This is a genomic window from bacterium (assembly GCA_024742285.1).
GTDB lineage: Bacteria > Myxococcota_A > UBA9160 > UBA9160 > UBA4427 > UBA4427.
Genome location: JANSYR010000003.1, coordinates 91163 through 117799, shown reverse-complemented (window position 1 = coordinate 117799; position 26637 = coordinate 91163). Strand labels below are relative to the sequence as shown.

The 26637-nt window shown below is 69.0% G+C and carries 23 protein-coding genes; 13 read left to right on the top strand and 10 right to left on the bottom strand.

Annotated elements, in window-relative coordinates; genetic code table 11:
• The first annotated feature begins 37 nt into the window (after positions 1-37).
• The 8 genes from NXI30_06965 to NXI30_06930 all read left to right on the top strand — a co-directional run bounded on the left by NXI30_06965 (position 38) and on the right by NXI30_06930 (position 6774).
• Complete coding sequence (locus NXI30_06965) at positions 38-1264, top strand: type II secretion system F family protein (protein ID MCR9093938.1); 1227 nt, start codon at positions 38-40, stop codon at positions 1262-1264.
• 179 nt (positions 1265-1443) lie between these two features.
• A complete protein-coding gene (locus tag NXI30_06960; protein ID MCR9093937.1) occupies positions 1444-1950 on the top strand; it encodes a prepilin-type N-terminal cleavage/methylation domain-containing protein in 507 nt (168 codons plus the stop codon).
• 9 nt (positions 1951-1959) lie between these two features.
• Positions 1960-2463 (top strand): prepilin-type N-terminal cleavage/methylation domain-containing protein, encoded by a 504-nt coding sequence (locus NXI30_06955; GenBank protein MCR9093936.1) that lies wholly within the window; start codon positions 1960-1962, stop codon positions 2461-2463.
• Positions 2453-2938: a pilus assembly protein MshD gene (locus tag NXI30_06950; protein MCR9093935.1), complete on the top strand. Its 486-nt coding sequence runs from the start codon at positions 2453-2455 to the stop codon at positions 2936-2938. The genes NXI30_06955 and NXI30_06950 overlap by 11 nt, the downstream gene beginning before the upstream one ends.
• A gap of 11 nt (positions 2939-2949) precedes the next feature.
• Positions 2950-3846 (top strand): hypothetical protein, encoded by an 897-nt coding sequence (locus tag NXI30_06945; GenBank protein MCR9093934.1) that lies wholly within the window; start codon positions 2950-2952, stop codon positions 3844-3846.
• Positions 3836-4498 carry a hypothetical protein gene (locus NXI30_06940; GenBank protein ID MCR9093933.1) on the top strand — a complete coding sequence of 221 codons (663 nt, stop codon included), beginning with the start codon at positions 3836-3838 and terminating at the stop codon, positions 4496-4498. The genes NXI30_06945 and NXI30_06940 overlap by 11 nt, the downstream gene beginning before the upstream one ends.
• 314 nt (positions 4499-4812) lie before the next feature.
• Positions 4813-6075: a HupE/UreJ family protein gene (locus NXI30_06935; GenBank protein MCR9093932.1), complete on the top strand. Its 1263-nt coding sequence runs from the start codon at positions 4813-4815 to the stop codon at positions 6073-6075.
• A gap of 102 nt (positions 6076-6177) precedes the next feature.
• Positions 6178-6774, top strand: coding sequence for a DUF5658 family protein (locus NXI30_06930; protein ID MCR9093931.1), 597 nt, complete (start codon positions 6178-6180; stop codon positions 6772-6774).
• Here the strand turns inward: NXI30_06930 and NXI30_06925 are convergent.
• Complete coding sequence (locus tag NXI30_06925; GenBank protein ID MCR9093930.1) at positions 6740-7453, bottom strand: 16S rRNA (uracil(1498)-N(3))-methyltransferase; 714 nt, start codon at positions 7451-7453, stop codon at positions 6740-6742. The two genes, NXI30_06930 and NXI30_06925, sit on opposite strands and share 35 nt — an antisense overlap.
• Positions 7454-7512: 59 nt before the next feature.
• Between NXI30_06925 and apaG the strand changes: the two genes are divergently transcribed.
• Positions 7513-7923, top strand: coding sequence for a Co2+/Mg2+ efflux protein ApaG (gene apaG, locus NXI30_06920; protein MCR9093929.1), 411 nt, complete (start codon positions 7513-7515; stop codon positions 7921-7923).
• Positions 7924-7979: 56 nt separating this feature from the next.
• Here the strand turns inward: apaG and NXI30_06915 are convergent, their stop codons facing one another.
• The 4 genes from NXI30_06915 to NXI30_06900 all read right to left on the bottom strand — a co-directional run bounded on the left by NXI30_06915 (position 7980) and on the right by NXI30_06900 (position 13665).
• A complete protein-coding gene (locus NXI30_06915; GenBank protein ID MCR9093928.1) occupies positions 7980-8741 on the bottom strand; it encodes an HAD family hydrolase in 762 nt (253 codons plus the stop codon).
• Positions 8742-8761: 20 nt separating this feature from the next.
• Positions 8762-9499, bottom strand: a complete 738-nt coding sequence (locus NXI30_06910) for a DsbA family protein (protein MCR9093927.1) — start codon at positions 9497-9499, stop codon at positions 8762-8764.
• 328 nt (positions 9500-9827) lie between these two features.
• Positions 9828-10460, bottom strand: coding sequence for a hypothetical protein (locus NXI30_06905; GenBank protein ID MCR9093926.1), 633 nt, complete (start codon positions 10458-10460; stop codon positions 9828-9830).
• Positions 10461-10593: 133 nt separating this feature from the next.
• Complete coding sequence (locus tag NXI30_06900) at positions 10594-13665, bottom strand: protein kinase (GenBank protein ID MCR9093925.1); 3072 nt, start codon at positions 13663-13665, stop codon at positions 10594-10596.
• A gap of 418 nt (positions 13666-14083) precedes the next feature.
• On the opposite strand from NXI30_06900, the gene NXI30_06895 reads away from it, so the two are divergent.
• Positions 14084-15298: a PAS domain S-box protein gene (locus NXI30_06895; GenBank protein MCR9093924.1), complete on the top strand. Its 1215-nt coding sequence runs from the start codon at positions 14084-14086 to the stop codon at positions 15296-15298.
• On the opposite strand, the gene murA is transcribed toward NXI30_06895, so the two are convergent.
• Positions 15295-16575 (bottom strand): UDP-N-acetylglucosamine 1-carboxyvinyltransferase, encoded by a 1281-nt coding sequence (murA, locus tag NXI30_06890; protein MCR9093923.1) that lies wholly within the window; start codon positions 16573-16575, stop codon positions 15295-15297. The two genes, NXI30_06895 and murA, sit on opposite strands and share 4 nt — an antisense overlap.
• A 374-nt stretch (positions 16576-16949) precedes the next feature.
• Between murA and NXI30_06885 the strand changes: the two genes are divergently transcribed.
• Entirely contained in the window at positions 16950-18968 is a 2019-nt protein-coding gene (locus NXI30_06885; protein MCR9093922.1) for a hypothetical protein, read from the top strand.
• Between the two features lie 65 nt (positions 18969-19033).
• On the opposite strand, the gene NXI30_06880 is transcribed toward NXI30_06885, so the two are convergent.
• The 3 genes from NXI30_06880 to NXI30_06870 all read right to left on the bottom strand — a co-directional run bounded on the left by NXI30_06880 (position 19034) and on the right by NXI30_06870 (position 22322).
• Entirely contained in the window at positions 19034-19747 is a 714-nt protein-coding gene (locus NXI30_06880) for a PEP-CTERM sorting domain-containing protein (protein MCR9093921.1), read from the bottom strand.
• 140 nt (positions 19748-19887) lie between these two features.
• The gene (locus NXI30_06875) at positions 19888-21690 is read right to left on the bottom strand and encodes a protein kinase (protein ID MCR9093920.1); all 1803 of its coding nucleotides are present in this window, start codon (positions 21688-21690) and stop codon (positions 19888-19890) included.
• 179 nt (positions 21691-21869) lie between these two features.
• A complete protein-coding gene (locus NXI30_06870) occupies positions 21870-22322 on the bottom strand; it encodes a DUF4399 domain-containing protein (GenBank protein ID MCR9093919.1) in 453 nt (150 codons plus the stop codon).
• Positions 22323-22575: 253 nt separating this feature from the next.
• Here NXI30_06870 and NXI30_06865 point away from each other — a divergent pair, with 253 nt between their 5' ends.
• Entirely contained in the window at positions 22576-23916 is a 1341-nt protein-coding gene (locus tag NXI30_06865; protein MCR9093918.1) for a cytochrome c family protein, read from the top strand.
• 2 nt (positions 23917-23918) lie between these two features.
• On the opposite strand, the gene NXI30_06860 is transcribed toward NXI30_06865, so the two are convergent.
• Positions 23919-25010 carry a PEP-CTERM sorting domain-containing protein gene (locus tag NXI30_06860; GenBank protein MCR9093917.1) on the bottom strand — a complete coding sequence of 364 codons (1092 nt, stop codon included), beginning with the start codon at positions 25008-25010 and terminating at the stop codon, positions 23919-23921.
• A gap of 346 nt (positions 25011-25356) precedes the next feature.
• Here NXI30_06860 and argG point away from each other — a divergent pair, with 346 nt between their 5' ends.
• Positions 25357-26604 (top strand): argininosuccinate synthase, encoded by a 1248-nt coding sequence (argG, locus tag NXI30_06855; protein MCR9093916.1) that lies wholly within the window; start codon positions 25357-25359, stop codon positions 26602-26604.
• Positions 26605-26637: the final 33 nt, after the last annotated feature.

Here is a 26637-nt window from a genome sequence, read left to right as displayed (position 1 = left end):
GCGGGCCTGATCCGAGCAGGCAAGCTGGAGATACCCGTTGGCGTTATTCGAGTACACAGGCCGGAGCTCGAGCGGAGAGTCGATCCGGGGACGGATCGAAGCCGCGTCCACGAGCAGCGTCGCGGCAGAGCTGACGGCGAAGGGGATCGTTCCGGTCCGGATCCAGGAATCCGGCGCAGCGGGCGACGACGTCGCGTCCGGGCTCTCCCGCTGGTGGAATCGTCGATCGATCGATCTCGTGGACGTGATCATGTTCTGTCGCCAGATGGTGACGTTGTCCCGCGCGGGCGTCCCGATCACGCGCGGCCTGCGTGGCCTCGCGGATTCGATGCGCAATCCCGAGTTCGGGCGCATCCTCGGTGAAGTCGCCGACGAGTTGGAGAAGGGACGCGAACTCGCGAGTGTCCTGCAGAACTATCCCGACGTCTTCTCGAACCTCTTCATCTCGGTCGTCCACATCGGAGAGAGCTCCGGACGGTTGGAAGAGTCCTTCGAGCAGCTGCACGGCTACCTCGAGCTCGAGGACGAGACCCGCAAACGGATCAAGAGCGCGTTCCGGTATCCGACGATGGTGCTGATCGCGATGATCGTCTCGGTCGCGGTGATCGACGTCTACGTCGTACCGCCCTTCGCGAATCTCTTCTCGAGCTTCGGCTCCGACCTCCCCTGGGCGACCCGGCTCCTCATCACGACGTCGGAGCTCACGACCACTTACTGGCACATCGCTCTCTCCATGCTCCTCTGCGCCGCATGGCTGGCGCGCAAATGGCACGCCACTCCGGAGGGGCACAAGCAGTGGGACCGTCTGGTCCTTCGCGTACCGAAGATCGGCGGGATCCTCGAACGCGCGCTGATGGCCCGGTTCTGCCGCACGCTCGCGATCACCCTGGGCGCCGGGCTCCCGGTGACGCAATGCCTCTCGATCGCTGCTCGAGCGGTCGACAACGACTCCGTCGGTGAACAGATCCAGGAGATCCGGCGGGACATCGAGGGCGGCGACGCACTGACGGCGGCCGCCTACTCGAGCGGCCTGTTCACCCCGCTCGTCCTCCAGATGCTTTCGGTCGGGGAGGAGACCGGTGCCGTCGAGGACACGCTCTCGGAAGTCGCCGGGTACTACGAGCGCGAGGTCGACTACGACCTGAAGACCCTCGGCGACCTCATCGAGCCCGTGATGATGATCTTCGTCGGCGCGCTCGTCCTCGTCCTCGCCCTCGGCGTCTACCTCCCGATGTGGGAGATGGCGTCGGCCGCCAAGGGATGACCCTGGAGAAATGACCGTAGGCGTGCTCGGGTCATTCATCGAGCCCCGGTGGAGCGAATCGAAGGAATCCACTCACACGGTAAAGCTCGAGGTGTGGTGAACCGAATTCCAACCCAGTGCGCCGGGCACGGTACGGACCTCCGATCGGAGAATCGATGGCGCATTCACAGGAGATCTCCATGGACGCTCGCACTCATCGACGTCGAAACCAGGGCTTCACGATCATCGAGCTGGTCGTCGTGATCGTCATCATCGGCATTCTCGCGGCGACCGCGCTGCCCCGCTTCATCGACATGACCGGGGAGGCGCACAACGCCAAGACCCAGGCGATCGGCGGCGCGATCTCGAGCGGCGTGAACCTGAGCCACGCGTCCTGGATTGCGCAGGGCGCCACGGCCGCGGTGAACTCCGCCACCCTGGAAGGCGGCGTGACCATCGGCTTCAACGATGCCGGCTGGCCGGAGAACTCGAATGCCGGCGGCGGCAACGGGACGACCTCGGCAACCGAATGCATCCAGGTCTGGAACTCGCTGCTGAGCGACGCGCCCTCGATCGCGACCAACACCTCCGCCGAATGGCAGGCCACGACCGACAACACGACCTGCACGTACACGTACAATCCCGTCGCGGGTCGCTCGATCGCCTACAACACGGGCAACGGGCAGATCGTGGTCACCGTCCCCTGAGACGGATTCGTGCCCGGCGGACACGATCGCGAACGGGAGCTTGATCCTCGCCTGGGCGAGGGCTTCACGCTGCTCGAGACGATCGTCGTGATCGTGATCATCGGCATCGTCGCCGTGACCGCGGCGCCCCGCATGCTCTCGATCAGCGATCTGGCCGCGGCTCAGGCCCACCGGAAGGCGCTCGCAGACCTGCGCTTCGCACGGCGCCTCGGCGCCAGCTCGGGCTGCCCGGTTCGCGTCGCCTTCTCCGGGTCGGGCTACACGCTCGACCAGCGGGCTTCCTGTCGAACCGGCGCCTTCGGTTCGCCGATCGCCGACCCCGAGACGAATCGCACCCCTTTCGTAGCGACGATGCCGTCGGGTGTCGCGATCACCAGCGACCTGGACCCGATGATCTTCGACGAGCTGGGCCGTGTCACGAACGATGCGGGTGCCGTCTTCGACGCGACCGTCTCCGTCGGGGGCCGCACGATCTCGGCCGTCGGAGAAACGGGGCTGGTCCGTGCGCTCTGAGGCACGTACTTCGCGGCGAACGGCAGGGACGAGTCTGATCGAGCTCGTCGTCGCGATCGTCGTGATCTCGATCGCGTTGACGGGGACGATGCTCGTGGTCGACACGACGACCCGGCAGAGCACGGCGCCGATGCTCGAGCGGCAGGCGCTCTCGATCGCGAGCGCCTACCTGACCGAAGCCGTCGCCCTCGACTACCTCGATCCGGAGACGAGCGACGTCTGCCCCACGCCGGAGGCGAGCCGCGATCTCTACGACAACGTCTGCGACTTCGACGGCCTCGACCAGACGGGCGCACGCGACCAGTTCGACACGGCGATCACGGGGCTGGAAGGTTACCGCGTCCAGATCGACGTCGTGACGGACGCGAGCCTCGGAGCGTTGATCGGCCCGAACGACGTACTGCGCATCGACTCGACCGTGACCGATCCGACCGGTCGCCGGGTCGTCCTGAGCGCGTTCCGGACGAACCGATGAGTCGGCGCGGCATGTCGAAAGGGCGAAACGACGGACTGACGATCCTCGAGCTGACGATCACGATCGCCATGACGGGCGTGCTCGCGGTCGGCCTCACGGGACTCCTGCGTCATCCGGTCGCCGCTCGGGAAGCCGTCGGGCGCCGCGCCGAGATGGTGGAGATCGCCGAGATCGCGTTGACTCGCCTGACGCGAGACATCCAACAGGCGGTCCCCAAGAGCGTTCGCGTCGCCGCCGGCGGATCCGCGCTCGAGCTCATGCCTGCGACGCACGCAGGCCCCTACCGCGCGACCGAGGGCGTCAACGATCCCGGCGGGCCCGACGAAGCGGACCACTCGGCGGATTCGGATCGGCTGACGCTCGCGGCCGACGACAGCTTCAACGTCCTCGGACGGCTCGCGAACCGAACCGTCGCCTACGGCGTGAACATGGCTTCGGGCGCGCGGGTCGTCGTCGGTCCGACGAGTCCAACGACCCTGTGGGACGACGCGGCCGCCAACCGCGACCCGGGCGCGATCACACCCTTCTCCGCCCGCGTGAGCGTCGTCGACGACGGCGACGAGGACCAGATCCAGCTCACGTCCGCACACACCTTCGCTGGCGCCTCCGTGACCCAGCGCTTCTACTTCACGCACGCGCCGATCAGCTACGTGTGGGATTCGACCGACCGAAGCCTCTGGCGCGTCACGAGCTACGGAACCCATGCGGCCCAGCCCAGCGACCGGAACGCGGCCCCGCTGACGGGCGGAAGCGCCGCGCTCGCGGCGGTCGACGTCGAGCGATGTTCGTTCTCCTACGATCCGGGCGCGTCGGACAAGGGCGGGCTGGTCACCATCGAGCTGGTCGTCGAGAGCGGCGGGGAACGCGTTCGCGTTCTCGAGCAGGTGGAGGTCCGCCATGCACCGTGAAGCGGCCATCCGATCCAGCCCGTCGCCGGCACCTCGACGCGGAAGCGGCGGATTCGCGCTGATCGCCGCGCTCGCGCTCCTCGCCGTGCTCGGTACGACCGGTGCTTTGATGATTCGGATGAATGCGCTCCAGACGTCGGCCGCGAGCCAGGCCGTGCTCGGAGAGCGCGCGGAGTGGGCGGCCCGCGCCGGTACGGAGTGGGCTCGCGCCGCCGCCGTCGCAGCGGTCGGATGCCCGAGCGCGTCCACCACCCTGACTCTCTCGGGCGGCGCTCTGTCCGGCCAGAGCGTCGTGGTCTCGTGCACCGAGTCCCGACACGTCGAGGACGATGCCGAACGCCTGAGCGTCCACCTGTCGGTGAGCGTGAGCGACGGCAGTCCCGGTCGGGACTTCGTCTACCGGGAGGAGACCCTCGCGATCGCGTTCGTCGATCCCGCGACCGTGGGGGGCGGAGGCGGCGGGGGCGGAGAAGAGGAAGAGGACGACGAAGAAGAGGTCGAGGAGGATCCCGAGGAGGAAGAAGAGCCGGCGGACGAGCCCGAGGAGGACGAAGGGGAGGAGGAAGATGAAGAGGACGATGAAGAAGACGAGGACGACGATGGCGGCTGGGGCTGGCTGGGCTGGCTCCTCCGCTGGCTCTTCGGCCTCTGAGGACACGCGACAGCCCCCTGGGGAGAGCGACAGCCCGGAGAGCCCCCCCCGGAACGAAAAAATCCCGCGAGCCGTGTGGCTTGCGGGATTTTTGAATGCGATAGCCAGATACTAGCACAGGTTGGAGTTTCCGCAACCCCAGGCGGGAAGAACGATCTGAGGACGCGTTTTTCCGGCTCCAGACCTCGGATTCGGCGTCCAGCACGCCCATCTCTCGCCGATTTCTCGCGTTTCGAGCGCGACGCGAAACCCCCTCGGAAGCGCGTTCGCACGGACTTCACCCGGGGGAATCGGCGCGCTAGAGTCGCGCGCCGATGGCCCCTCGCCCGCGATCCCTGCTCGTCCTCTCTCTGCTCCTGGCGCTCTGGGCCAGCGGCCAGGCCCATGCGCATGGAAAGAGCGTCTCCTACTCGAGCTGGGAGATCGATGGCGCCGAGGCGCGCGTCTCCGTCCGTCTGAAGCTGCTCGAGTTGAGCCGGATCGGCCCGGAGGCCCTACCGCCCGGGAGCGTCTCGGTCGCGCCCGCCGCGGGCAGTCCAGACCTGCCGGCGCGCGTCTTCCCGACGGAGCTCCAGCTGGTCGCCGACGGCGTGGCCTGTGTCCCCAGCGACCGCGCGGTCCGCCGTCCGGATCGAGAGGGCTGGGTCCGATACGAGTGGCGGGTCGTCTGTCCCGAAGAAGCCACCCACCTCGCGATCCGAAGCCGACTCCTCCTGGCCGTCGCACCGAGCCACATGCACTTCGCTCGCGCCCGCTTCGCCGGCCAGTCCGAGACGCTGCGGGAGCAGGTCCTGACCGAAGCGAACCCGTCCTTCGTCCTGCGATCGATCGGCGGCGAGGCGACTCCGATCGAAGACGCCGCGGGCAGTCGCCTGATCGACTACCTCGTCCTCGGCGTCGAGCACATCCTGACCGGCTGGGACCACCTTGCGTTCGTCTTCGGTCTGCTGCTCCTCGCCGGACGCCTGGGCGAAGTCGCGCGCCTCGTCACCGGCTTCACCCTGGCCCACAGCCTGACCCTGGCCCTCGCCGTCATGGAGGTCGTGCACCCTCGGGCCGCCGCCGTCGAAGCAGTGATCGCGTTCTCCGTCGCGCTCGTGGCGATCGAGAAGGGCTGGATGCTCGCGGGACGCCCGCGCGTCGTCCCGTTCGCGGTCCTCGCCGGCCTCGCCGGCGTCGGGCTCGCGACGACGACCGGAACGATGGAGCTGCCGCTCCTGACCGTGGGCGGACTCGCGATCTTCACCCTCTGCTACTTCGCGCTCCTCACCCGCAGCTCGAGTCAGTGGCTCCGCATCTGCCTCACCTTCGCGTTCGGTCTCGTTCACGGCTTCGGCTTCGCCGGCATCCTGGTCGAGATGACACTGCCCGCGGACCGACTCGTCCCTGCCCTCCTGGGCTTCAACCTGGGCGTCGAGATCGGGCAGATCGGCGTCGTGCTCCTGCTCTGGCCCGCGCTCTGGGCGGGACGGCGCTTCGCTTCGGAGGGCACCGTCCGTTGGGCGGCAGAGCTCTCGGCCGCAGCTCTCTGCGGGCTGGGCCTCTACTGGTTCGCGGAGCGCGCCCTCGGAGGCTGATGCCGCCGCCGCGACAGGGCTTCTCCCCTCAGTTTGATCGCGAATCCGACCGATACGCTCAGGACGCCGCCCGGTTCCGGGCGGCTTCGAGGAGCAACTCGCTTGCAGTCGGCTGGCAATCCGCAGGCGTCGGAAGAGGACGCGAACCGCCCGGCTTGGGACGGCGTCGACCGTCGTGCCGGGGATCGGCGGGACGAGCCGACGCGGCTCTTCGGCGGCTGGCTCACGCCCCGGCGCCGCGCCGGAGGGCGACGCGACAGCGACCGGGCCGGCTACGTGGATCGCTACACGCGACGGGACGTCGTGCTCCTGCTCTCGGTCTTCCTGCTGAACGTATTCGACGCCTGGATGACCATGCAGTGGCTCTCCCGGGGCGGCCGGGAAGCCAACCCGGTCATGGACTTCTTCCTCGACATCAGCCCGACTGCCTTCCTCGTCCAGAAATGTCTCGTCGTCGGCTTCTGGCTCTTGATCCTGGTCGCCCACAAGAACTTCCGCTTCGCACGGATCGGCCTCTACGCGAGCCTCGTGGTCTACGCGCTCCTCATGCTGATGCACTTCGGCATCGTCCTGCTCGGCATCGAGCCGCCGACCGAAGCCGCGATCGAAGCGGAGGCGGCGACGACCACGCGCTACGGCATGGAAGTGGACGCACCGTCGGCGATCATGGAAACAGCCGGCCGACCAGCAGCGGAATGACGGGCTCCACCCGGAGCACCCGCTCGCCGAGCGTCACCGGCTCGAACCCGATCCCGGCGAGACGATCGACCTCGTAGTCGAGGAAGCCGCCCTCGGGCCCGATGAAGACCGTGGCCTCGGCGTCGATCGCGTGCGGACACGGCGCGGCGCTTCCCGGATGGGGGAGCAGCGCGCGGCGCCCTTCGATCCGCGGCGGGAGCACCTCCTCGACGAGCGGCTCGAAGTAGCGCTGGAACGCGACCTTCGGCAGGCGGGTGTCCTTCGCCTGCTCGAGTCCGAGGAGCAGACGTTCGCGTACGGCGTCGGACTCGATCACATGACTGTTCCAGAAGCTCTTCTCGGTCCGCTTCGTGCCGACGACGAGGATCGACGCCGCACCGAGGCTCGCGATCGTCGAGAGCAGCCGTCGGAAGACCGGCGGCCGCGGCAGCGCCAGAACGACGTCGAGGGCGAGCTTCGGCGGCGGTGCGCCGCCCAGGGTCACGCGCAGCTCGAGAACGTCGCGATCGAGCCGCAGGATCTGGCCTTCGCCGAGCGCGCCATCGATCACGCCCACCCGAAGCGTGTCGCCTTCACGGACCTTGAGGATTTCGTCCGCGTGACGACGGCGGCGACCGTCGAGACGAACGAGCCCGTCCTCCGCCGCGAGCTCCTCCGGTTCGAGCAGCAGACAGTTCATCGCGGACCAACCGCGACGATGGATCCACGGCACCGCCCCACGCTGCTACTTTCCTCCGCGTGGAAGACGCCGACCTCTTCGAGACCACTTCCGTCGCCGTGACGAGCGACGTTCGCGTCGAAGTCCGCGCGCGCTACTCCGAAGCGCACAGCAATCCGGCCTCGAGTCGCTGGTTCTTCCTCTACACGATCCGGATCACGAACGAGGGCGACACGACGGTCCAGCTCCTGAACCGACACTGGACGATCGTCGACGGGACCGGCCACACCGAGGAGGTCCACGGTCCCGGCGTGGTCGGCGAGCAGCCCGTCCTCGAGCCCGGGCAGGGCTTCGAATACACCTCCGGCTGCCCTCTGCCGACGCCCTTCGGCTCGATGGCGGGCATCTTCGACATGCAACGCACGGACGGCACGGAGTTCGAAGCCGAGGTCGCGCTCTTCCAGCTGATGCAGCCCGGCTCGATCCACTGAACGACCGACGCACCCGGCGGCGCGACCGACCCGGCCGGTCGTGGGCGCACCTCGCCTCACACCGAGAGCCGCGCGGCCAGGACGGGCAGGTCCATCAGATCTTCGAGGGCGAAGTCGGGGGGCGGTCCCTGGTACGCAGCGAGCGCCGCATCCGGATCCTCGACCTTGCGCGTCAGCCAGACGGTCCGGATCCCGAGCGCCGCCGCGCCCCCGATGTCCGCGACCAGGTTGTCGCCGACGTGCAGCAGCTCGTGCGGAGGAATGCCGAGCTCGTCGACGACCGCCTCGAAGATCTCGGGCCGCGGCTTGCGGATCCCCAGTTCCTCGGAGATCACGACGCTCGAGAGATGCGGCTCGAAGCGGGCGTCGCGCAGGACCGCGCGCGCCGTCGCCGCATGGGTGAAATTCGAACAGAGCGCCATCGGATAGTCGAGGGAGAGGGCCACGAGGATGTTCTCGTGGTGCTCGGGAACCGTGCAGGCTTCGTAGAGCGCGCCCATGTGGACGTCGGTGAGCGCCTGCGCGAAGGCGAGGACGTCGGGCTGGCCGAGCCGCGTCCCGAGCGCGGTGAAGCGGTCGAGGGTCGAGAGCTCGATCCCCCGATCGATCGTGTCCACGCGGAGCTCCCGGTCGACGTCCCGCGCGCGATCCGCGAACTCGAGGATCGGCAGATCGACGCCGAACCGATCCCGGGCGCACGCGTGCAACGCCGGCGTCGTCGCGCCCACGCGTCGCCCCTCGACCTCGACCGGCATGAGCCGCTCGTGGTTCTGGTCGACCAGCGTGTCGAAGAGATCGAAGACGATCCCGCGAATCAAGGCGAGACGCGCTCCACCGGCTAGGACGCGCGCTCGATGGCCGCGTCGATCGCTCGCTTGAAGTTCTCGAAGGGCTGCGCTCCGGAGAGGAAGCGACCATTGATGAAGAAGGACGGCGTGCCCGTCACGTTCAGGCCCGCCGCCTGCTTCATGTCATCGTCGATTCGCGCCTTGACCGAAGCGTCCGCGACGTCCTTCGCGTACTGATCCATGTCGAGGCCGATGGCCCGCGCGTGGGACTCGAGGGTGGCGATGGAGAGGTCACGCTGGTTGGCGAAGATCCGGTCGTGCATCTCCCAGAACTTGCCCTGCCGATGGGCCGCCTCGGAAGCGGCGTGGGCCTGCGGCGCCTGGGGATGGATCGAGAGCGGCATGTGCTTGAAGACGAGCCGGACCTTGTCCCCGTACTCCTCTTCGATCTGCGCGAGGGTCGGCGACACGCGGTTGCAGAAGGGACATTGGAAGTCGGACCACTCGACGATCGTGACGAGTGCGTCCTTCGGGCCCTTGATCGGCGCCTCGCCGATCTCGACGTCGTATTCCTTGTCACGGTCCGGTCGAGACGGTCGCGACGGCGGACGGCTCGGCGGCGCGCCGCCGCCTGCGAGCTCCAGTTCTTCGAGCGCCTCCGTCACGGCGGCGAGCTCGGCCGTCGTCCGCTCGAGAGAGCTCCCGATGAAGAAGCTGGCTCCCAGGATCGAAAAGCTCACCAGCACCGCCGCGATGATGATCGGGCGTCCACTCGAATTCTCAGCCACCGTTGTCTCCCCTCTTCGAAGCAACGCCGGCCCGGGACGGCCGGCGAACGCGTAGGGTAAGGCCCCTCCCGCTTCCGTTCGACCCCCGCCGACGCGACCCAGGGCCCTCTCGGACCGGCAGGCGGGACGCATCGTTGCGATCCCAGGCGTGTTTTTCACCCCGGTCCGTTCCGATCCGGGAATAATGCGGATCCGATTTCGGGCCCCCCTGGATCGCGACCCTTCGTTTCCGGATTGCGGCTGGAACGAATGCGTGTGCGCGAGATGGCAGACCAGGGGGGCTCGTCCCCTGTTCTCGGCGCCGCGTCGAGTCCGACCCGTCGGCGGGCTACAGGGCCTCTCGGAGCAGCCGCCGCAGCTCGGGCGCGCTTCCCCGCAGCCGCCGGGCACCGCGGGCGAGCCGCGCCTGGAGCTGCCCCGCCGTCCGCCCGTTCGCGCGGGCGAGCTCCGCCACCGAATGCCCCGCCGCGAGGCCGAGCAGGAGCTCCCGCACGTCCGCATCGAGCGCCTCGAGTGAAGCCTCGACGTGCGTCCAGCGATCGGCGCGCATGGCGAGCGCCTCCGGATCTTCACCGATCACGGACTCCGCGAAGCCCGACGCCCGCTCCCCGCTCGACGGCTCGAGGTCGAGCAGGTCCGGATCGATCGAGGCACATCGCGTCGCCCGACCGAGGACCGTACGCGCCTCGTCCAGAACCGCGCCCTCGATCCGGCGGGAGACGTAGGCGGACAGCTCGAATTCGTGCGCGTCGGCGCGCCGATTCTGCAGCGCCTTCCACAGCCCGAGGTACCCGGCGGAGACGAGGTCGTCCCGCACGCTCTCGGGCAGCCCCCACCGTCGCATCGTGCGTGCCGCCGCTCGGGGCACGCGCGGGGAGAAGGCGTCGACCAGCGCCCGTAGCTCCGGCTCGTCCTTCTCGCTGGGATCGGCGTCGGAATCCAGGAAAGGGGTCACTCGCATCGCGGCCCATCATGGCCCCACCCACGCAGCCCGAAAGTGACCGAACTCACCGCGGCCGACATTGACGATCCCTCAGATGCGGGATTCGTGTCGCACGGCGAACGGTTCGATCGCGGGCGGGAGCCGTCGGCCTCTACGCCGCTGGATCGATGGCGGTCAACGCGTCGAGCACCTCCGCCGCCGACTGGAAGCGGGCGGCCGGCTCCTTCTCGAGCAGCCGCAGGATCAGCGCCGAGAGGTCGTCGGGCAGGTCCGGGCGAAGGGATTGCGGATCCGGCGGCGGTGAATGGCGGTGGTGATACGCGACCTCGCCGGACTCGAAGGGCACACCGCCCGTCGCGAGCTCGAAGAGCATGGCGCCGAGGGAGTAGAGATCCGAGCGGTGGTCGACGTCCTGTCCGAGCACCTGCTCCGGCGACATGTAGTAGGGCGTGCCGGTCACGAGGGTCGTCGCCCCGCGCACCTCTTCGAGGACCTTCGCGAGCCCGAAATCCATGATCTTCACGACGCGCTCGGTGGTCACGAAGAGGTTGGCGGTCTTGATGTCGCGGTGGACGACGCCCTGCTCGTGGGCGTAGTCGAGGCCACGGCAGGCCTGGCGCGCGATTCCGAGGACGTTCGAGGGCGAGAGCTGCCCGCGTTCGTGCAGGATCGCGTGCAGGGGCTGACCCTCGAGGAGCTCCATCGTGATGAAGAACTGCCCGTCCTGCTGATCCGCGTCGAAGACGGTCACGATGTTCGGGTGATTGAGGCGTGCCGCCGACTGCGCCTCGCGCAGGAAGAACTGGAGCGCGCGCGGGTGGTGGCGGCGAAGGCCCTCGGGCAGGCGCTTCAGCGCGACGATCCGATCGAGGCGCGTGTCCTTCGCGCGGTAGACGACGCCCATTCCGCCGCGCCCGATCTCCTCGATCAGGTCGTAGCGGACGTCGCCGACGAAGGCGGTCGCTCCCGGCTCGGCCGAAGTCCGGCTGCTGCCGGAAGAGTAGAGGTGGCCCGAAGCGCTGCGCTGCTTGCGCAGGAGCTCGATCCGCGCCGCGATGTTCGGGAACGTCGGCTCGCGACGGCGCAGGTCTTCGAGGACGTCGAGGGCGCGCTCGAAGTGGCCGGCGTTCTCCCAGAGCTCGGCGAGGCGCGAGTAGGTATCGGCGGTCGCGAAGGCCGGTCGGAAGGTCGCGATGTACTCGTCGAGCTTGCCCGCGGCGAGGTCGTAGTGGCCTTCGGTCTCGAAAGCCTCGGCGAGCAGCGCGCAGGCCTCGCGGAAGTCCTCGTCCGTCGGCTCGACGCGCTGGAGCAAGCGGATCGCCCGCGGTCGCTGGTTGTGCTCGAGCGCGAGCTTCGCTGCCGGGAAGACGTCGCCATAGCGCTCGAGGGCCGTCAGCCAGCGGTCGATCGCCCCGCTCTCCCGGAAGCACTGGATCGCCCGCTCGTAGTCGAGGGCGCGCTCGTAGCACTCGCCGGCGGCGAGGACCTGACCGCCCTGCCGGTGGGCGTCGCCGGCCTCGACCCACTTCTCCGCCTGCTCGAAGAGCGCGGCGGCGCGGCCGATCTCGCCCTGCTCGAGTCGCAGCTGCGCAGCGGCGACGAGGTCGCCGGCGGATTCGTAGAAGTCCGCGGCGCGACCCGTCTGGCCTTCCGCCTGGTGCTGGGTCGCGAGGAGCCGAAAGCCGAGCTCGGCCTGGCCATCGCGCTCGAGGGCACGGGCCACGGCGGGCAGATCGCTTCGGAGATAGGGCTCCACCGCAGGCGGACAACCCTTGAACACGGCCTCGGCCTCGAGCACGTCGAGGGCCAGTCGCGAAGGACGGAAGCTGTCGACCGAGAGCGGCTGATCGAACACGCGATCGCCGCAACCGATGAGGAGTCGGAACTGCCCCTTCGGCAGCAGGACGCGGATCTTGCCGTCGGCAGCGGAGCGCGGCTTCTCGATGAAACCGGGAACCGTGACCTTGGCTTCGCTGGCGGGACGATCGCCCCAGACGACGTGCAGATCGACGGGACAGGTCGACGGATGCGCGTCGAACTCCATGCGGACCGTGCGGCGGTGACGCACGCGCAGGGGCTTCTCTTCCCGGATCTTGTCGAGGACCTCGTCGGACTCGGGATCCACGAGCAACCCGTCCACGACCAGGTGGTAGCGGCCGGTGAAGAGGCGCTGGAAGTGCGTCTCTCGCGACACCATGTGGTGTTCCTTGCGCGTGGAGGCCCCACCCTTTCGGATCTCCTCTTCGCTCGCGGGCTCCGGGACCGCGCGGCGCCCGTTCCGGACCCGGACCTGGAAGAGGCCGCGCAGCTCGTCGGGGTAGGCGATCGTGACGGTGACGTCGCCGCGTTGGCGCAGCAGCACGAAGCCGGCGAGGAGGACCAGCAGCGCCCCGCCGGCGTACACCGCGAGCCGCAGCCCCTCCTCCGATTCGAAGCGCAACGCCAACGGCAGGAGCCCCGTCTGCCAGGAGGCGGGAAGCTGCTCGACGACGGCGACGACGCGGGAATCGAAGCGGTCCCAGCCGGGCTCGACCGGCGGTGGCGCCGGCCACGGCACGGCAACGCCTCGCGGCCGCGTGAGCGCGACGACCTCGATCCCGGTCGAGAGGGCACGCGCCGCATCGAGCAGCGCCGGCGACTCCGGCGCGTGGGGCGCCAGCGCCTCCACCACCGCGGCCGACTCGACGAGCCGTCCTTCGCGTGCATAGAACCCGGCGAGGTCGTATCGGAATCGAATCTGGTCCGAGGCGCGACCCGACGCGTCCAGACCACGAAGGAAGGCGCGCTCTGCCGCGAGGGCATCCCCCGACCGCGCCAGGTTGACCGCCAGGCCATGCCAGACGTCGACGAGCACCACCTCGCCCGAATCGATCACGCTGCCGAAGGCGCGGGCCGCCGCGACGGACTCCCCCGCGGCCTCGAGCAGCCGAGCGGAATCCAGAGCCGCCCGACGGAGGATCGGCGCGCGCCGCGTTCCAGGCGCATCCCAGGCACCGACGAGGCCGCCATCCCGCGCCACGAGCTCGGCTTCGAGTCGATCGATCTCCGCGGAGCGGCGGTTCGCATCCCGCGTGATCGCGACGTCCCGCCAGGGTCCGACGGTCTCCGGCGCTGCGGCGGCGAGGGCTCCGAAATCGGACTCGAGCCAGCGCCAGGGGCCTCGGATCGCGTCCGACGCCGGCGCGGCCGACGCCGGGCCGACCATCCACAACGAGGCGCCCAACAGCATCGAGGCGAGGAAACGCGCCGGACGCGAGACGCAGGCGTCCCGGTTCCACGTCCGCCCCTCGTCTCGGGAGGGGCGCCGCGTGGTCGTTCGAACCGCATGCTGTTGGGATAGGGAAGACTGGATCGGCCTCACGCCGCCTCCACGTCCCGGCAGCCCCGCCTGGGGACCGTGCGAGACGGTCCACCTCCGGGGCCCGAGGGGTAGCCGTGAGGATAGCGCGGTGCGAACCGGCGTCTTTCGGGGGCTTCCCCGAGACGGCGGAATCCGCAGTTCCGAGGCTAGACCCACGATCTCCCAGCGCTTTTTTCCAGGTCCTACCGACAGTGGTTCAATATGGCGACGTTCGAGGCCAATTCGACGCCCATCTGTGTCATTTTTCTTACGAATTTCCCAACCCGGAACTCCTTGGGCGATGCAGTCGGATTCGAGCGAGCGAGCGAACGATCAGACGGACGACACCGGGACTACGGCCGACCCCAGCAAGGTCTCCGGCCGCTTCCTGTCGGATCTGTTCCGGGTGCTCGAGCGCCAGGGCCTTCCGGCCGGCGAGCTGCTCGGGGATCTGCCCGTCGTCCTCGGCGAGAACGGCGAAGTCGTCGAGGCCGTCGACTGGGACCACTTCGTCGAGTTCATGAAGCGGCTCTCCCACGCGGTCGGCGGTCCGGCCGAGCTCGAACGCTGCGCCGCGCGGCTCGGGCCGATGAAGCCGGCGCGCGCGCTGGGGAGCCTGGCGGGCCTCGCCGCTTCGCCCCGCACCCTCTACCGCGCGGCCGCGGGCTGGGCGCTTCGTCGAGCGATGCCCGCCGTCGAGACGACGGTCACCCGGGCCGCAGACGGTCAGATCGAGATCCACGCGAGGATCGCCAAGGGGCAACGCGCCTGCCCCGAGCTCTTCCACTTCGCGGTCGGCGGGGCCGAGGCGATCCCCAAAGTGATCGGACTTCGAGAGGCCGTCGTGATCGCCGACATCCGCGAGCGGGAAGCCTGGTACACGATCGCCGTACCGCCCTCGCCCACCCTGCTGGCCCGCCTCGGTCGGATCGTGCGCACGGTCTTCTCCGCCGGCGACGTCCTCCGCTTCCTCGAAGCGCAGCAGGTCGAGCTCCACGCCAAGAACGAGGCCCTTCGCCGCGCGAACGCCGCCCTGGCCGTGAGCGAACAGCGCTATCGGGCCCTCGTCGATACGGCGGTCGACGTCCTGTGCGAGATCGACCGCGACGGGCGGGTCGTGTACGTGAGCGCGTCCGTCGAGAACCTGATCGGCTACGCCCCCGAACAGGTCACCGGCAGCCACTACCGACTCTGGACGCCGGCGACGTGGCACGACCGCACCGACGAGGTCGTCGAGGCGCTCTTCCAGCTCCCGACCGGCCGCGCGACGCAGGAAATCCTTCGACTCCACGGGGCCGACGGCGAGGCGGTCTACGCCGAGCTGACCGCCCGCACCTACGACACCCACGGTGGCGAGCGCCGCATCGTGTGCATCCTGCGCGATGTGACCGATCGCGACGGACGAACGCACGAAGACATCCCCGCGGCGACCCTGGCGCCCGACGAGCTCAGCGCAGCCGTCTCACGCGCGCTGGAGGAAACGCCCGCGCTCGACGTGGAGAAGGACGAGAGCTAGTCCGCTTCCCTCTCGATGTCCGCGCCCATCGCGCGCAGCTTCTCTTCGACGCGCTCGTAGCCACGGTCGACGATCTCGGCGTTCTGGACCACGCAGGGGCGTCCCGTCGCGCAGAGCGCGGCGATGATCATCGCCATGCCGGCTCGGATGTCCGGGCTGCGGACGGTCTGGCCGCGCAGCTTCGCGGGGCCGGTGATGATCACGCGATGCGGATCGCAGATCACCGCGTTCGCGCCCATCTGGATCAGCGGGTCGACGAAGTACATCCGCCCTTCGAACATCTTCTCGAAGAAGAGGATCGTGCCTTCGCTCTGGGTCGCGAGGACGAGGAAGGGGCTCATCATGTCCGTCGGGAACTGCGGCCACGGGCCGTCGTCGACCTGCGGAATGGCGCCGCCGGCGTCGGTCTGGATCCGCGGCGTCTGACCGGCGGGCAGGACGATCCGGTCGCTCTTGATGTCGAGCTCGAGGCCGAAGCGCTCGAAGACCCGGTTCATCATCCAGTAGTGACCGCGCACGGTGTCGTGGATCGTCAGGCCGCCGCCGGTCGCGGCGGCGAGGGCGAGGTACGAGCCGACCTCGATGTGATCGGAGACCACGCGATGGGTCGCGCCGTGGAGACGCTCCACACCGGTCACGGTCAGGGTATTCGTGTAGAGCCCGTCGATCTGCGCGCCCATCTCGATCAGCAGCTTCGCGAGGTCCATCACGTGGGGCTCGCTCGCGGCGTTCAGGATGGTGGTCGTGCCCTTCGCGAGCGCCGCCGCCATCAGGATGTGCTCGGTCGCCGTCACGCTCGCTTCGTCGAAGAAGATCTTCGCACCTTCGAGGCGCTCGGGGGCGGTGAACTCGAACTCGACGTCGTCGACGACGGCCCCGAGCTGGCGCAGGCCGTAGAAGTGGGTGTCCAGGCGCCGCCTGCCGATCCCGTCGCCGCCCGGCGGATGGAGCTTCGCGCGGCCGAGTCGGTGCATCAGCGGGGCGACGAAGAGGACCGACGTCCGGACCCGCTCGCAGAGCTCCGCCGGCAGCGGCGCGTCGGTCAGGTTCGCGCCGCGAATCGTCACGCGATCCTCGAGGCGTGAAACCTCCGCGCCGATCGACCCCGCGATCTCGAGCATCACGTCCACGTCGCGGATCGACGGGACGTTCTCGAGCACGACCTCTTCCTCGGTCAGCAGGGCCGCCGCGATCATCGGCAGGACGGCGTTCTTGCTGCCGGAGGCCACGATCTCGCCCTCGAGCGGACGACCGCCACGGATCACGAAACGACTCAAAAGACTTCTCCCTCACCCACCCCAGCGCCAACGCCGGTGCTCTGCCCGCGTCGCGCGGGGTCATGATCGCCGAACCCGGGGGATCGAGCCACAGCGCGGCCCGATCGGGTCGAATCAGCCACACATCAGAGCGAGCTGACTCCTCTCCCGTATCGGCAGGTTGGAGCCCGCTCCTGCAGTTCGGTTCACCTTTTCTTTCGCAGGTTTGTCGAGATTCCCGGAACGGACTCAACCGAGGTTGCCCCGCACCCGACGGGTCCCATAGCCTCCCCCGAGTCGTTTCCGGGCACTGATTCGGAGCGGCGGCATCCGCCCCGGCCCCGACCGGTCGGTCCCGGCGGAGCCCACCTGGATCGAGGAGCGAACCGAATCCCATGCGAAAGAGCACGCAGCACGACTCCAACCCGGCCGGCCTCCGCGGCGGCCTCGCCCTGGCGGCCCTCGCGGTGTTGACCGCCCTCGTCCTCGCCGGCTGCGGCGGCAGCTCCGGTCCCGCCGTCCAGATTCCTGCGGACCCGAAGGGCGCCGGTCAGACGGAGCTCGAAGGACTCTTCGATCAGATCACTCTGCAGCTCCAGAGCGCGAAGCCTGGCAGCGACGCCGCCATTCGGCTCCAGCAGCAGCTCGGTCAGGTCGGCGGGGAGCTGGCGAACCGCGCCGCGGCCGCCACACGCACGCGCCTGTCCCAGGTCGAGCGCATCGACGGGAAGCTCCCGCTCGGCGCCCTCGAGAAGGAACAGGGCGGCCTCGCCGAGATCCGACGCTACGACATCAACGTCCACCGCCAGATCGAGAACGAGCTGAACGGCGAGCTCGAGGCGACGCGCGGGGCGATCCGCGAGCGCGAGTCGGCCCTGTCGACCACGCCCGAGAGCGAGATCCTCGAGCGAATCAACCTCCTCTCGGCCCTCTCCGCCCTCTCCGGAACCGGCTCCGAGAAGCAGGCCCGCTACGCGGCCGAGCGGGACGAGATCCTGCGCAACGTCTCGAAGGAAGCCGAAGAGGCGATTCGGAACGAGGACTACGAGAAGGCACAGGACCTCCTCGGCATCGTGGCCGAGGTGAACCCCGAGGACGCCCAGGCCCAGAAGACGAAGTGCGACGTCGACGGCAAGGTGATCGTCAAGCGCTTCAACGACTCCCTCGCGACCGGACGCTTCGGCCGGACGGTCGAGATGCTCCAGGAGTTCTCGACCACGGACTGCTTCGGCGACATCAAGGCGAGCCTCGCCGCTGACGCGGCGCCCCTCGTCGAGGCCTTCGGCATGATCGGCCAGGAGTCCGTCACGGCGAACGATCTCGCCGCCGCCTACGGCCGATACCAGGACGCGGCGGTGATCTCGCAGCTCCTCCTCGACCGCAAGGCGAAGCTGCCGGGCGTCCCGACCTTCCTGAAGAAGGTCGAGAAGCGGTTCGACAAGGCCTACGCCGCCGGCGAATTCGGCGCGGCCTGGGGCTACCTCACCGTCATGACCGAGTTCGGTCCGACGACGCCCCAGATTCGGCAGAAGCTCCGCAAGACCCGGGACGAGATCGCGCGCCGCGCGGTTCGTGGCCTGACCGCCTACCCCTTCGAGGATCCCGCGAACTCCGCCGCCAAGGTCGGCGACGCCGTCTCGTCGAAGGTCGTCCAACACATCTTCCGGACGATCCCGTCGGACGTGCGGATCGTCGAGCGCGAGCAGCTCGAGCGCATTCTCGAGGAGTGCAACCGGACGGGGACCTGCGAGGACCTCGACACCGCGGACTTCATCGTCCAGGGCACGATCCTCGACGCGAAGGTCGAGACGACCTCGAAGGTCGGGCGCGAGACCCGTCGCGTCGTGACCGGCCAGGAGACGATCACGAACCCGGAGCACACCCGCTGGATGGCGATGTCCGAGCGTGACCGATCCCGAACGGCGGAGCCTCTGCGATCGATCCAGCGAGACGTGACCGAGGACGTGACGATCGAGGTCAACAACGTCCGCAAGGTCGGCATCATCTCCGTCTCCTACCGGGTCGTCGACGCCGCGTCGGGGCGGGTCCTGTTCACGGACTCGATGCAGACGAAGCAGGAATTCCAGGACGAGGGTCGCCAGGGCGTGCAGCTCGGCGCCTTCAAGCAGGAGACCGACTTCGTCGAGCTCCCGCCCGACATCGAGATCCTCTCGGGCTCCGGCGGCCTCGCCGACAAGATCTCGGACGAGATCGGCGTGAAGCTCGTCGACTTCCTGCAGGACCCGGAAGAGCAGTACAGCGAAGAGGCGACGCGCTTCGTGGGCGAAGGCGACTACCTCTCCGCGGCGCGCAAGGCCGCCTACTCCATCGTGCTTCGAGAGATCAAGCAGAAGGAGATGGGTACGCTCAAGAGCGACCTCAAGCGCTACGCCATGGACTCACCGTCGTTGTAGTCGCCTGCGGGCGCTCGGCGACGGGGGCTCGAGACGAAGCGCCTCGCTGAACCCGCAGCCGGAGGCTACGAGCGGCGACGGGTGGCGAGGCCGACCAGGCCGAGGCCGAGGAGCAGGGCCGTTCCGGGCTCGGGGATCAGCGCTGGATCCTCGAAGGTGTCGTAGACGCGGAACCAGTCTGCCTCGAAGGCGTAGAAGTTGTTGGTGTTGCGGTTCGTGCCGATCCGGAAGTTCTGCAGGCCACCGGGGTTGGACCCGAAGCTCGCCACGACCTGGACGCCGTTCAGCCAGATGTCGCCGTCGTTGCCGCCGGTCTTGCGGACGACGATCGTGTCCCAGCCGCCCGTGGGAGCGCCGATGTCGTACACGCCGCTCGTCGTGCGGAACTGATAGCGACCGTCGAAGTTCTCGACCTGCCAGGAGTAGTTCGCCGTCGAGCTGCCGTTGTTGCTGAAGATGCCCTGGTAGCCGCCCTGATCGAAGGGCGCCTCGGAGCGGATCCGCAGGGCGATCGACCACTCGGGATGGGCCCCGTAGCCGCCGGTCTCGAGGAAGCTCGGCGACCCTTCGTCCCCGTCGAAGCGCGCGAGGCCCCCGGAGATCGTCGGCCCGCCGCCGACGAGGCTCAGGTCGAAGGCGCCGACCGAGTCGTTCGCCGTTCCGTCGTCGAAGTTCCACTCCGCGATCCGCGCCGAGTGGGCCGGGAGGGCGAGACCCAATAGGGCCAGGGCGCAGACGAGCCCGGACGCGGAGGCGAGTCGTTGGGTGGACGGGGCCATGAACCGCAGATCGGATGGATTCCCGACGCGCTCGACGGCAGCGTCGTCGCATCTCCGTCCGGACCGGCGAGGGCCCTGCGTCCCCGAAGCAAGGGCGGCGCACGGGTCGTGCAGAGCGTCCGCAGTCCCCCGATCCGCGCCTAACGACCGAGGCGCTCCTCGATCGCCCGGATGCCCGGGTAGCCGTCGTCCGCCTGCTTCGCGCGGTCGACGTAGGTCCGCGCCTTCTCGAGATCACTGCCGTCGATCGCGCGGTCCGCCATCGCGACGTAGCGACTCGCGATGTTTCGCATCCCGCTTCGGGCGTCGGCGTTGTTCGGATCGATCTTCAGAATCTCCCGGTACTGGGCGTAGGCGTTGTCGCCGACGGGAGTCATCAGCCGGTTCTCGCGCAGCGCCGTCGCGGCGTTCCGCGAGAGTCCGATGATCTTGAGGCGATCCCCGGCCGTGAGTTTGCGAGCGACCGGAGCCAGCGGCTCGGGGACGGGCGCAGGCGGGACGGGCGTCGGCTTCGTGACCTCCGGAACGGGCGCGGGCGCTTCGGCGGTGGAGGCCGCGGGGGCGGGCATCGGCTCGACCGGTGGAGCGGAGCCCGAGTCGCTCGAGAGATAGAACCCACCGCCCGCCAGGAGCGCCAGCACGGCGGCCATCCCGGCGAAGAGTCCCGTCCGCGGAGCGGGCGCGCTCTTCGCGGGACCGCTCCGGGCGACGCTGCCCGTCGAGATCGGCCCCGTATCCGCCCCTTCGACGCCGCCGGGCACCACGAAGAGCCGATCGACGTACTTGGGGCGATCGTCCGGATCGAGCTCGAGGAGCGGCCGGATCGCCGACGCGAGCCCCATCGGAATCGCGTCCGGGAGCTTCTTGAAGTTGCGTCGGGCATCGACCGCGTCGACCACCGTCGTCCCCATCGGCATCGGACGTCCGAGCGCCGCCGCGACGAGCACGAGACCGAGGCTGTAGAAGTCCGAGCGGCCGTCGATCCGGCCCCCGTGGAAGCCCAGCTGCTCGGGCGAGGCGTAGGAGAGTTTGCCCTTGAAGCCGTCGACGATCGTGCCCTCGCCCTCTTCGAGGAGCTTGGCGATCCCGAAGTCGATGATCTTCGCTTCCTGCACGCGGCCATTCGGGAGGACGATGTTGTCCGGCGAGACGTCGCGGTGGATCACGCCCTTGCGATGGGCGGCCGCGAGACCGTGGGAGACCCGCGCGCCGAGGATCGCGACGTCGTCCGGCGAGAGCGGCCCGTCGTTCATCTTCTTCGAGAGCGGGATGCCCTCGATCATCTCCATGATGAGATAGACCCGGCCCTGTTCGTCGGAGAGCAGGTCGTGACAGTGCACGACCGCGGGGTGCCGGACCGCGAGGAGCGCCTTCGCTTCGCGGTAGAAGAACTCGGACGCGCCCTTCTTCTTCGAGAGCTCGGCGTGCATGACCTTGATCGCGCGATGCTCGTCGAGACGTCGATGCCGGGCGCGATAGACCTCGCCCATCCCGCCGACACCGAGCACGTTCACGATCTCGTATTCGCCGAAGAGGACCGTGCCGGGCGCGAGTCCGCGATCGGGATCGATCGGCGTCGGGGGGTTCGGAGGGGTCCGAGGGCTCCGAGGGGACGGAGGCGGGTTCGCCGGCTGGGCCGCCGCGACCGGCGGCGGCTCCGTCTTGTCGTCGAGGACCCGCGTCTCGGGAACCGAGCGGCCCGCCGCGGGAGCCGGCGGGTCCGGCGTGGGCTCTCGGGTCACCAGCTGGGTGGCGTCTTCGTCCGAGCCCGTCGTCTCGGCCTCTTCGGGCTCGTCCGGGACGACCCTCGTCTCGACCGTCGCGGGGTCGACCGGCGCAACGGAATCCTCGTCCGGGACGATTCGGGTCTCCGCCGCGGCGTCCGGATCGGGCACGACCCGGGTCGCCACGAGGTCGGCTTCGTTCTCGTCGTCCCGCGTCATGCCTTCGCCCCCGGCAGCCCCCGCTGCCCCCTCGACGGATCGTCCGCGATCCGCCCACTCAGTGTCGGCCGACCGGCACGTCGAATGTAGCCACTCCGGGTCGCGCGGGGTCCTCCCGGCCGGATTCCGTCAGGCGGTCGGGCCGGGGTCGGAGGGGGACGGGACGCGGCGAGCGCTGATCACTCCACGATGATCGTGATCCGCTCCGAGACGACCGGCGGATCGTGGGGGATGTGGAGATGATCACCCAGCATGAGCTGGAGGGTGTGCTTTCCCGGCTCGAGCTCGAGGGTCACCTCGGTCTGGCCGCCGCCGAAGTGGCGGTAGTTGTCGCTCTTGGGCACCGGGAGGTTCGCCGGCGGGAGTTCTGCATCGATCACCAGGTGGTGGTGGCCGGTGTGCTTCTTCTCCACGCCGGCCGGGGCGACGCCCATCCCGCCGAGTCCGAAGCGGACGACGACCGGAGACTTCGTCGTCTCCCCGTCGGTCGGCGTGATGAAATAGACCCGTGCGTCGTCGGGTCGCTCGGTCCGCGGAAGGCCGTTCTCCTCGTGGTGCCCGGCCAACGCCAGCGACGCGGCGAGAGTCAGGGCGAGAGCGACCGCAACGGAAACGCGGCTCGAATGGGTCATCGTTCGGCATCCTCCGATCGGCCGTGGGCACCTACGGCCGGCCCCGAGTCTAACTCCCGCGGCAGGGGCCCACACCCACGCGACCCGGCTTCCGGCCTGGATGCACGAGCGGGCCGTCTGCGACTCGCGTTCGACCCGTCGCGAGCGTTACCATCGCGTCGACCCAATGGGAGGACGCGCGAGGATGGCGAGAGGGAGAATCCGATCTCGAGGCCCCGGCCGGAGGAGTCGCGCGACGGCGCCCGGACGGCGCGTGGTCCTCGCCCTCGCGGTCGCCCTCGCCCTTCCGACGCTCTCCGCGTCCGCCGACGCGCCGGTCATCCCGCAATACGGCCCCGATAAACACGAGGGCGTCTCGAGCTGTGACGGCAGCACCTGCCACGGCAGCGCCGCCCCGCGCAACGACCGCAACGTCCGCCAGGACGAGGTCCTGATCTGGACCGAAGAGGACCGCCACAGCCAGCGCGCCTACAAGGTTCTCCTGAACCGCGACTCCAAGCGGATCTCGAAGAATCTCGGTCGGAAGAAGGCGCCCCACCAGGACGATCTCTGCCTCGACTGCCACGCGGACAATCCGCCCCCCGACAAACGACGCACCGAGAACAACAGCTTCCGGGTCGAGGACGGCGTCGGCTGCGAGGGCTGCCATGGCGGTGCGGAGCGCTGGCTGCGACCGCACGACTCCGGCGCTTCCCACGCGAAGAACATCGAGCTCGGCATGTACCCGACCGACGAGCCGGTCGCGCGCACGCGGCTCTGCCTGTCGTGCCACCTCGGCGACCGCAAGAAGTTCGTCGACCACCGACTGATGGGCGCGGGACACCCGCGGCAGAGCTTCGAGGTCGCCCTCTTCTCGATCCTCCAGCCCTACCACTGGGAGCCGGACGAGGACTACACCGCGCGCGGCAAGCAGGCGCCCTCGGACGTGAAGCTCTGGGCGATCGGGCAGGCGGTCGCGGTCGACGAAGTCCTCGATGCGATGCTCGACGACGAGCGCAACAAGCTCGGCCTCTTCCCGGAGCTGGTGCTCTACGACTGCCAGGCCTGCCACCACGGGATCGACAAGATGCGCCGGTGGCGCCCCCGCGCGAGCACCGGCCTCGGTCCGGGCGTCGTTCGGCTCAACGACTCGAACTTCCTGATGCTGATCCAGGCGCTCCAGCTGATCGACCCGGCCGGCGCGAAGTCCCTCCGCAACGACCTGAAGACGCTCCACCAGGGAGCGAGCGAGGGCCGCGGCGATCCGAAGGCGATCGCCCGACGCATCCGCGCGAACATCGCGAAGCTCCTCCCGAAGATGGAGAAGTGGAAGGTCGACGCGAAGGCGCTTCGCGCCCTCTCGAAGAACGTCCTGGCCGACGCCCTCGGCGGCGAGTACGCGGACTACGCCGGCTCCGAGCAGGCGGCGATGGCGCTCCAGACGATCGTCTACGGCTACTACGCCGAGGCGCTGATCGACGACGACGTCTACGACGGCCTCGAGCAACGCGAGCTGACGAAGCTGCTCGACTCGGTGGCGGACCCGGACAAGTTCAATCCGGACGCAGCCAAGAAGGCCTTCCAGGCCCTCGAGAAGAAGCTCCGCGGGAAGTAGCGCTAGGCGCGGTCGCGGCGGGCGGCGAGGCCCGCGAGACCGAGGCCGAGGAGCAGCGCGGTCCCGGGCTCCGGGATCACCGCGTACCAGACGACCGGACCGGAAGCGTTCTGACCCGCCCCGGCGAGCGTACGTCCGTCCCGGCTGATCAGGGCGCTCGTGAGTTGCGTGGAACGCGTATCGATGCCCATCGATTCGAGGAAGACGCTGAGCTCTCGCGTTCCACCTTCGGCATCCCAGATCCAGGGGATCTCCGTCGAGCCGGAGAACCCGGTTCCGACGATCAGATTGCCTTCGGGCGTCGATCCGATGTCGGTCGCCTGCATGTCCGTCAGCGCCGTCGTCCCGGGTGACGGGATGACGAAGGGGCCGAAGACCCCGAACCGGGTCCAGTAGACGGCCTGCGGCTGGAAGTCCCCGTTCTCGAAGCCGGCCAGCGTCCGACCGTCGTCGGTCATGGCCGTGACGCCGCTCCCCGATCCCGAGCCGAAGCGAGGCTGCAGGAGGCGCACGTTTCCGTTCTGCCACACGGCGGCTTGTGCACCGAAGGATCCGGCGGCGGTACCGGCGATGATGTTTCCGTCCGGGGTGATCGCGCGGGCGACGCTGATCGTGCCGCCACCGGGCGGATCGGCCAGAATCGTCGAGACCCCGTCGTCGGTCCGCGAAGCGACGGTGCCCGTCTGGCCGACCCGAACGCGACCGTCGTCCGAGATCGCCCGGTCGAACTGCAGCGTCGGCGGTCCGGCGGCGAGCACACCGTTCGAGATCGTGTAGGACATTCGACTGGAACCGCCGGAGAAATAGGAGCCGGCGATGATCGATCCATCGCTGTTGATCGCGGGCGTGCTGGGAGCGTTGCAGCACCCGGACAGATACTCCCTCGTCACGCCGCTCGGAATGTGATGGGAGGAGAGGGTCGCTCGCGATCCGGCTCGACCGGTCCAGGCGATCGTCGAGCCGTCGGCCGACAGGCTCACCGGCAGACTCACGTCGCCGGCATCCAGAAGCTGGATCTGGGCCTGCGCGAAGACGTGGCCGGGGACGAGGCCCAGAAGAAGAACAAGGAGCACGAAGGGCGCAATGCGAGACATGGCCGATTCCTCTCGACGGGGTTCCCAGGAAGGCGCGAATGCGCCGATAAGGGAAGTAGGCGAGACCCCCGGGATCGTGGCAGCGAATCTCCCGACCTCTCGGAGGGCGAAACGAACCCGGCTTGCCACGCAGGCAACTCGCGCCCGAAGTCCCCCTCGACGAATCGGATTCCGGCTCCGGCGAATGCCGGTTCCCCACCCGGAAGCGGCCTTGCTATCGTCCCCCGCGCTCCGCCCCGTCCGGGGCCGCGAGCGCCGGCCGTCCTGGCCGGCCATCCTGAATTCGCTTCACGCGCTACGCCTAACTCCAGACGGAGACCGGTGCGCGCGCGACTCGGAGAAGACCATGCAGATCGGTGACCTCACTGGTGAAAAGATCGGAATCTGTGTTTCGGGCGGCCTCGACAGCAAGTCGGTGACGTCCCGCCTGATCGAGGCGGGCCTCGACGTCGTCGGCTTCACCGCCGACCTCGCGCAGCCCGACGAAGAGGACATCGAAGACATCCCGCGCAAGATGGCACCGACCGGCGCGGAGACGCGGATCGTCGACCTGCGGGACTCGATGGCGAAGGCCGCGATGCTCGTGGTCAAGGCGCAGGCGCGCTACGACGGCGGCTACTGGAACACGACGGGCATCGCCCGCGCCGTCACGGTCCACGGCCTCCTCGAGGCGATGAAGGCCGAGGGCTGCACCGTCCTCGCCCACGGCGCGACTGGCCGCGGCAACGATCAGATCCGCTTCGAGCGCTACACGAACGTGCTCGCCCCCGAGATGAAGGTCTACGCCGCCTGGCGCGACCCGCAGCTCCTCGAGCAGTTCCCGGGCCGACGCGAGATGGCCGCCTATCTCCAGGACAAGGGAATCGAGGCTGCGGTCGGCGGTGCCAAACGCTACTCGACCGACGCGAACGTCGCGGGCCTCTCCCACGAAGCCGAAGACCTCGAAGAGCTGACCACGCCGGCCACGATCGTCGAACCGACGATGGGCGTCTGGCCGCAGGACGCGCCCGACAAGATCGAGACGGTCACCCTGCGCTTCGAGAAGGGCACCTGCGTCGAGCTCAACGGCAAGGCGCTCGGCCACTTCGACATGCTCGTCGAGGCCAACGAGGTCGCCGGTCGCAACGGCGTCGGCATCTCGAACGCCCTCGAGAACCGGATCATCGGCACGAAGAGCCGCGGCGTCTACGAAGCGCCCGGCATGACGCTCCTCGGCGCGGGCGTCGAGGCGGTCTATCAGGCCGTCCTCGACCGTCGGGCGACCACCCTCTTCCGATACCTCTCGACGATCGTGTCGGAGGCCGTCTACGACGGCCGCCTCTTCGACCCGGCGCCGCGCGCCGCGATCTCGGCGATCAATCTGATGGCCGAGAACGCAAACGGGACCGTCGAGCTCGGGCTCTACAAGGGCAGCCTCTTCTTCCAGCAGCTGACCGACGTGACGGGCTCGCTCTACAACCCGGCGGACGCCTCGATGGAAGCGAGCGACGGGCTGAACCCGGTGTCGAGCCAGGGCTACGTCGAGGTCCAGGCGGTCGAGGCGATCGCGATGGCGAACGCCGGACAGATCGTGGCGCCGGCCTGGGAAGAGTAGGCCGTCGCGGAAGCGCGCGGCTCCCTCTCCGGG

Coding starts and splice junctions, on each gene's coding strand:
- NXI30_06905 (MCR9093926.1), bottom strand. CDS start 10,460: ATGCGAGTGACCCCTTTCCTGGATTCCGACGCCGATCCCAGCGAGAAG.
- NXI30_06940 (MCR9093933.1), top strand. CDS start 3,836: ATGCACCGTGAAGCGGCCATCCGATCCAGCCCGTCGCCGGCACCTCGA.
- NXI30_06870 (MCR9093919.1), bottom strand. CDS start 22,322: ATGACCCATTCGAGCCGCGTTTCCGTTGCGGTCGCTCTCGCCCTGACT.
- NXI30_06935 (MCR9093932.1), top strand. CDS start 4,813: ATGGCCCCTCGCCCGCGATCCCTGCTCGTCCTCTCTCTGCTCCTGGCG.
- NXI30_06925 (MCR9093930.1), bottom strand. CDS start 7,453: ATGAACTGTCTGCTGCTCGAACCGGAGGAGCTCGCGGCGGAGGACGGG.
- NXI30_06945 (MCR9093934.1), top strand. CDS start 2,950: ATGTCGAAAGGGCGAAACGACGGACTGACGATCCTCGAGCTGACGATC.
- NXI30_06875 (MCR9093920.1), bottom strand. CDS start 21,690: ATGACGCGGGACGACGAGAACGAAGCCGACCTCGTGGCGACCCGGGTC.
- NXI30_06960 (MCR9093937.1), top strand. CDS start 1,444: ATGGACGCTCGCACTCATCGACGTCGAAACCAGGGCTTCACGATCATC.
- NXI30_06885 (MCR9093922.1), top strand. CDS start 16,950: ATGCGAAAGAGCACGCAGCACGACTCCAACCCGGCCGGCCTCCGCGGC.
- NXI30_06895 (MCR9093924.1), top strand. CDS start 14,084: ATGCAGTCGGATTCGAGCGAGCGAGCGAACGATCAGACGGACGACACC.
- NXI30_06880 (MCR9093921.1), bottom strand. CDS start 19,747: ATGGCCCCGTCCACCCAACGACTCGCCTCCGCGTCCGGGCTCGTCTGC.
- argG (MCR9093916.1), top strand. CDS start 25,357: ATGCAGATCGGTGACCTCACTGGTGAAAAGATCGGAATCTGTGTTTCG.
- NXI30_06860 (MCR9093917.1), bottom strand. CDS start 25,010: ATGTCTCGCATTGCGCCCTTCGTGCTCCTTGTTCTTCTTCTGGGCCTC.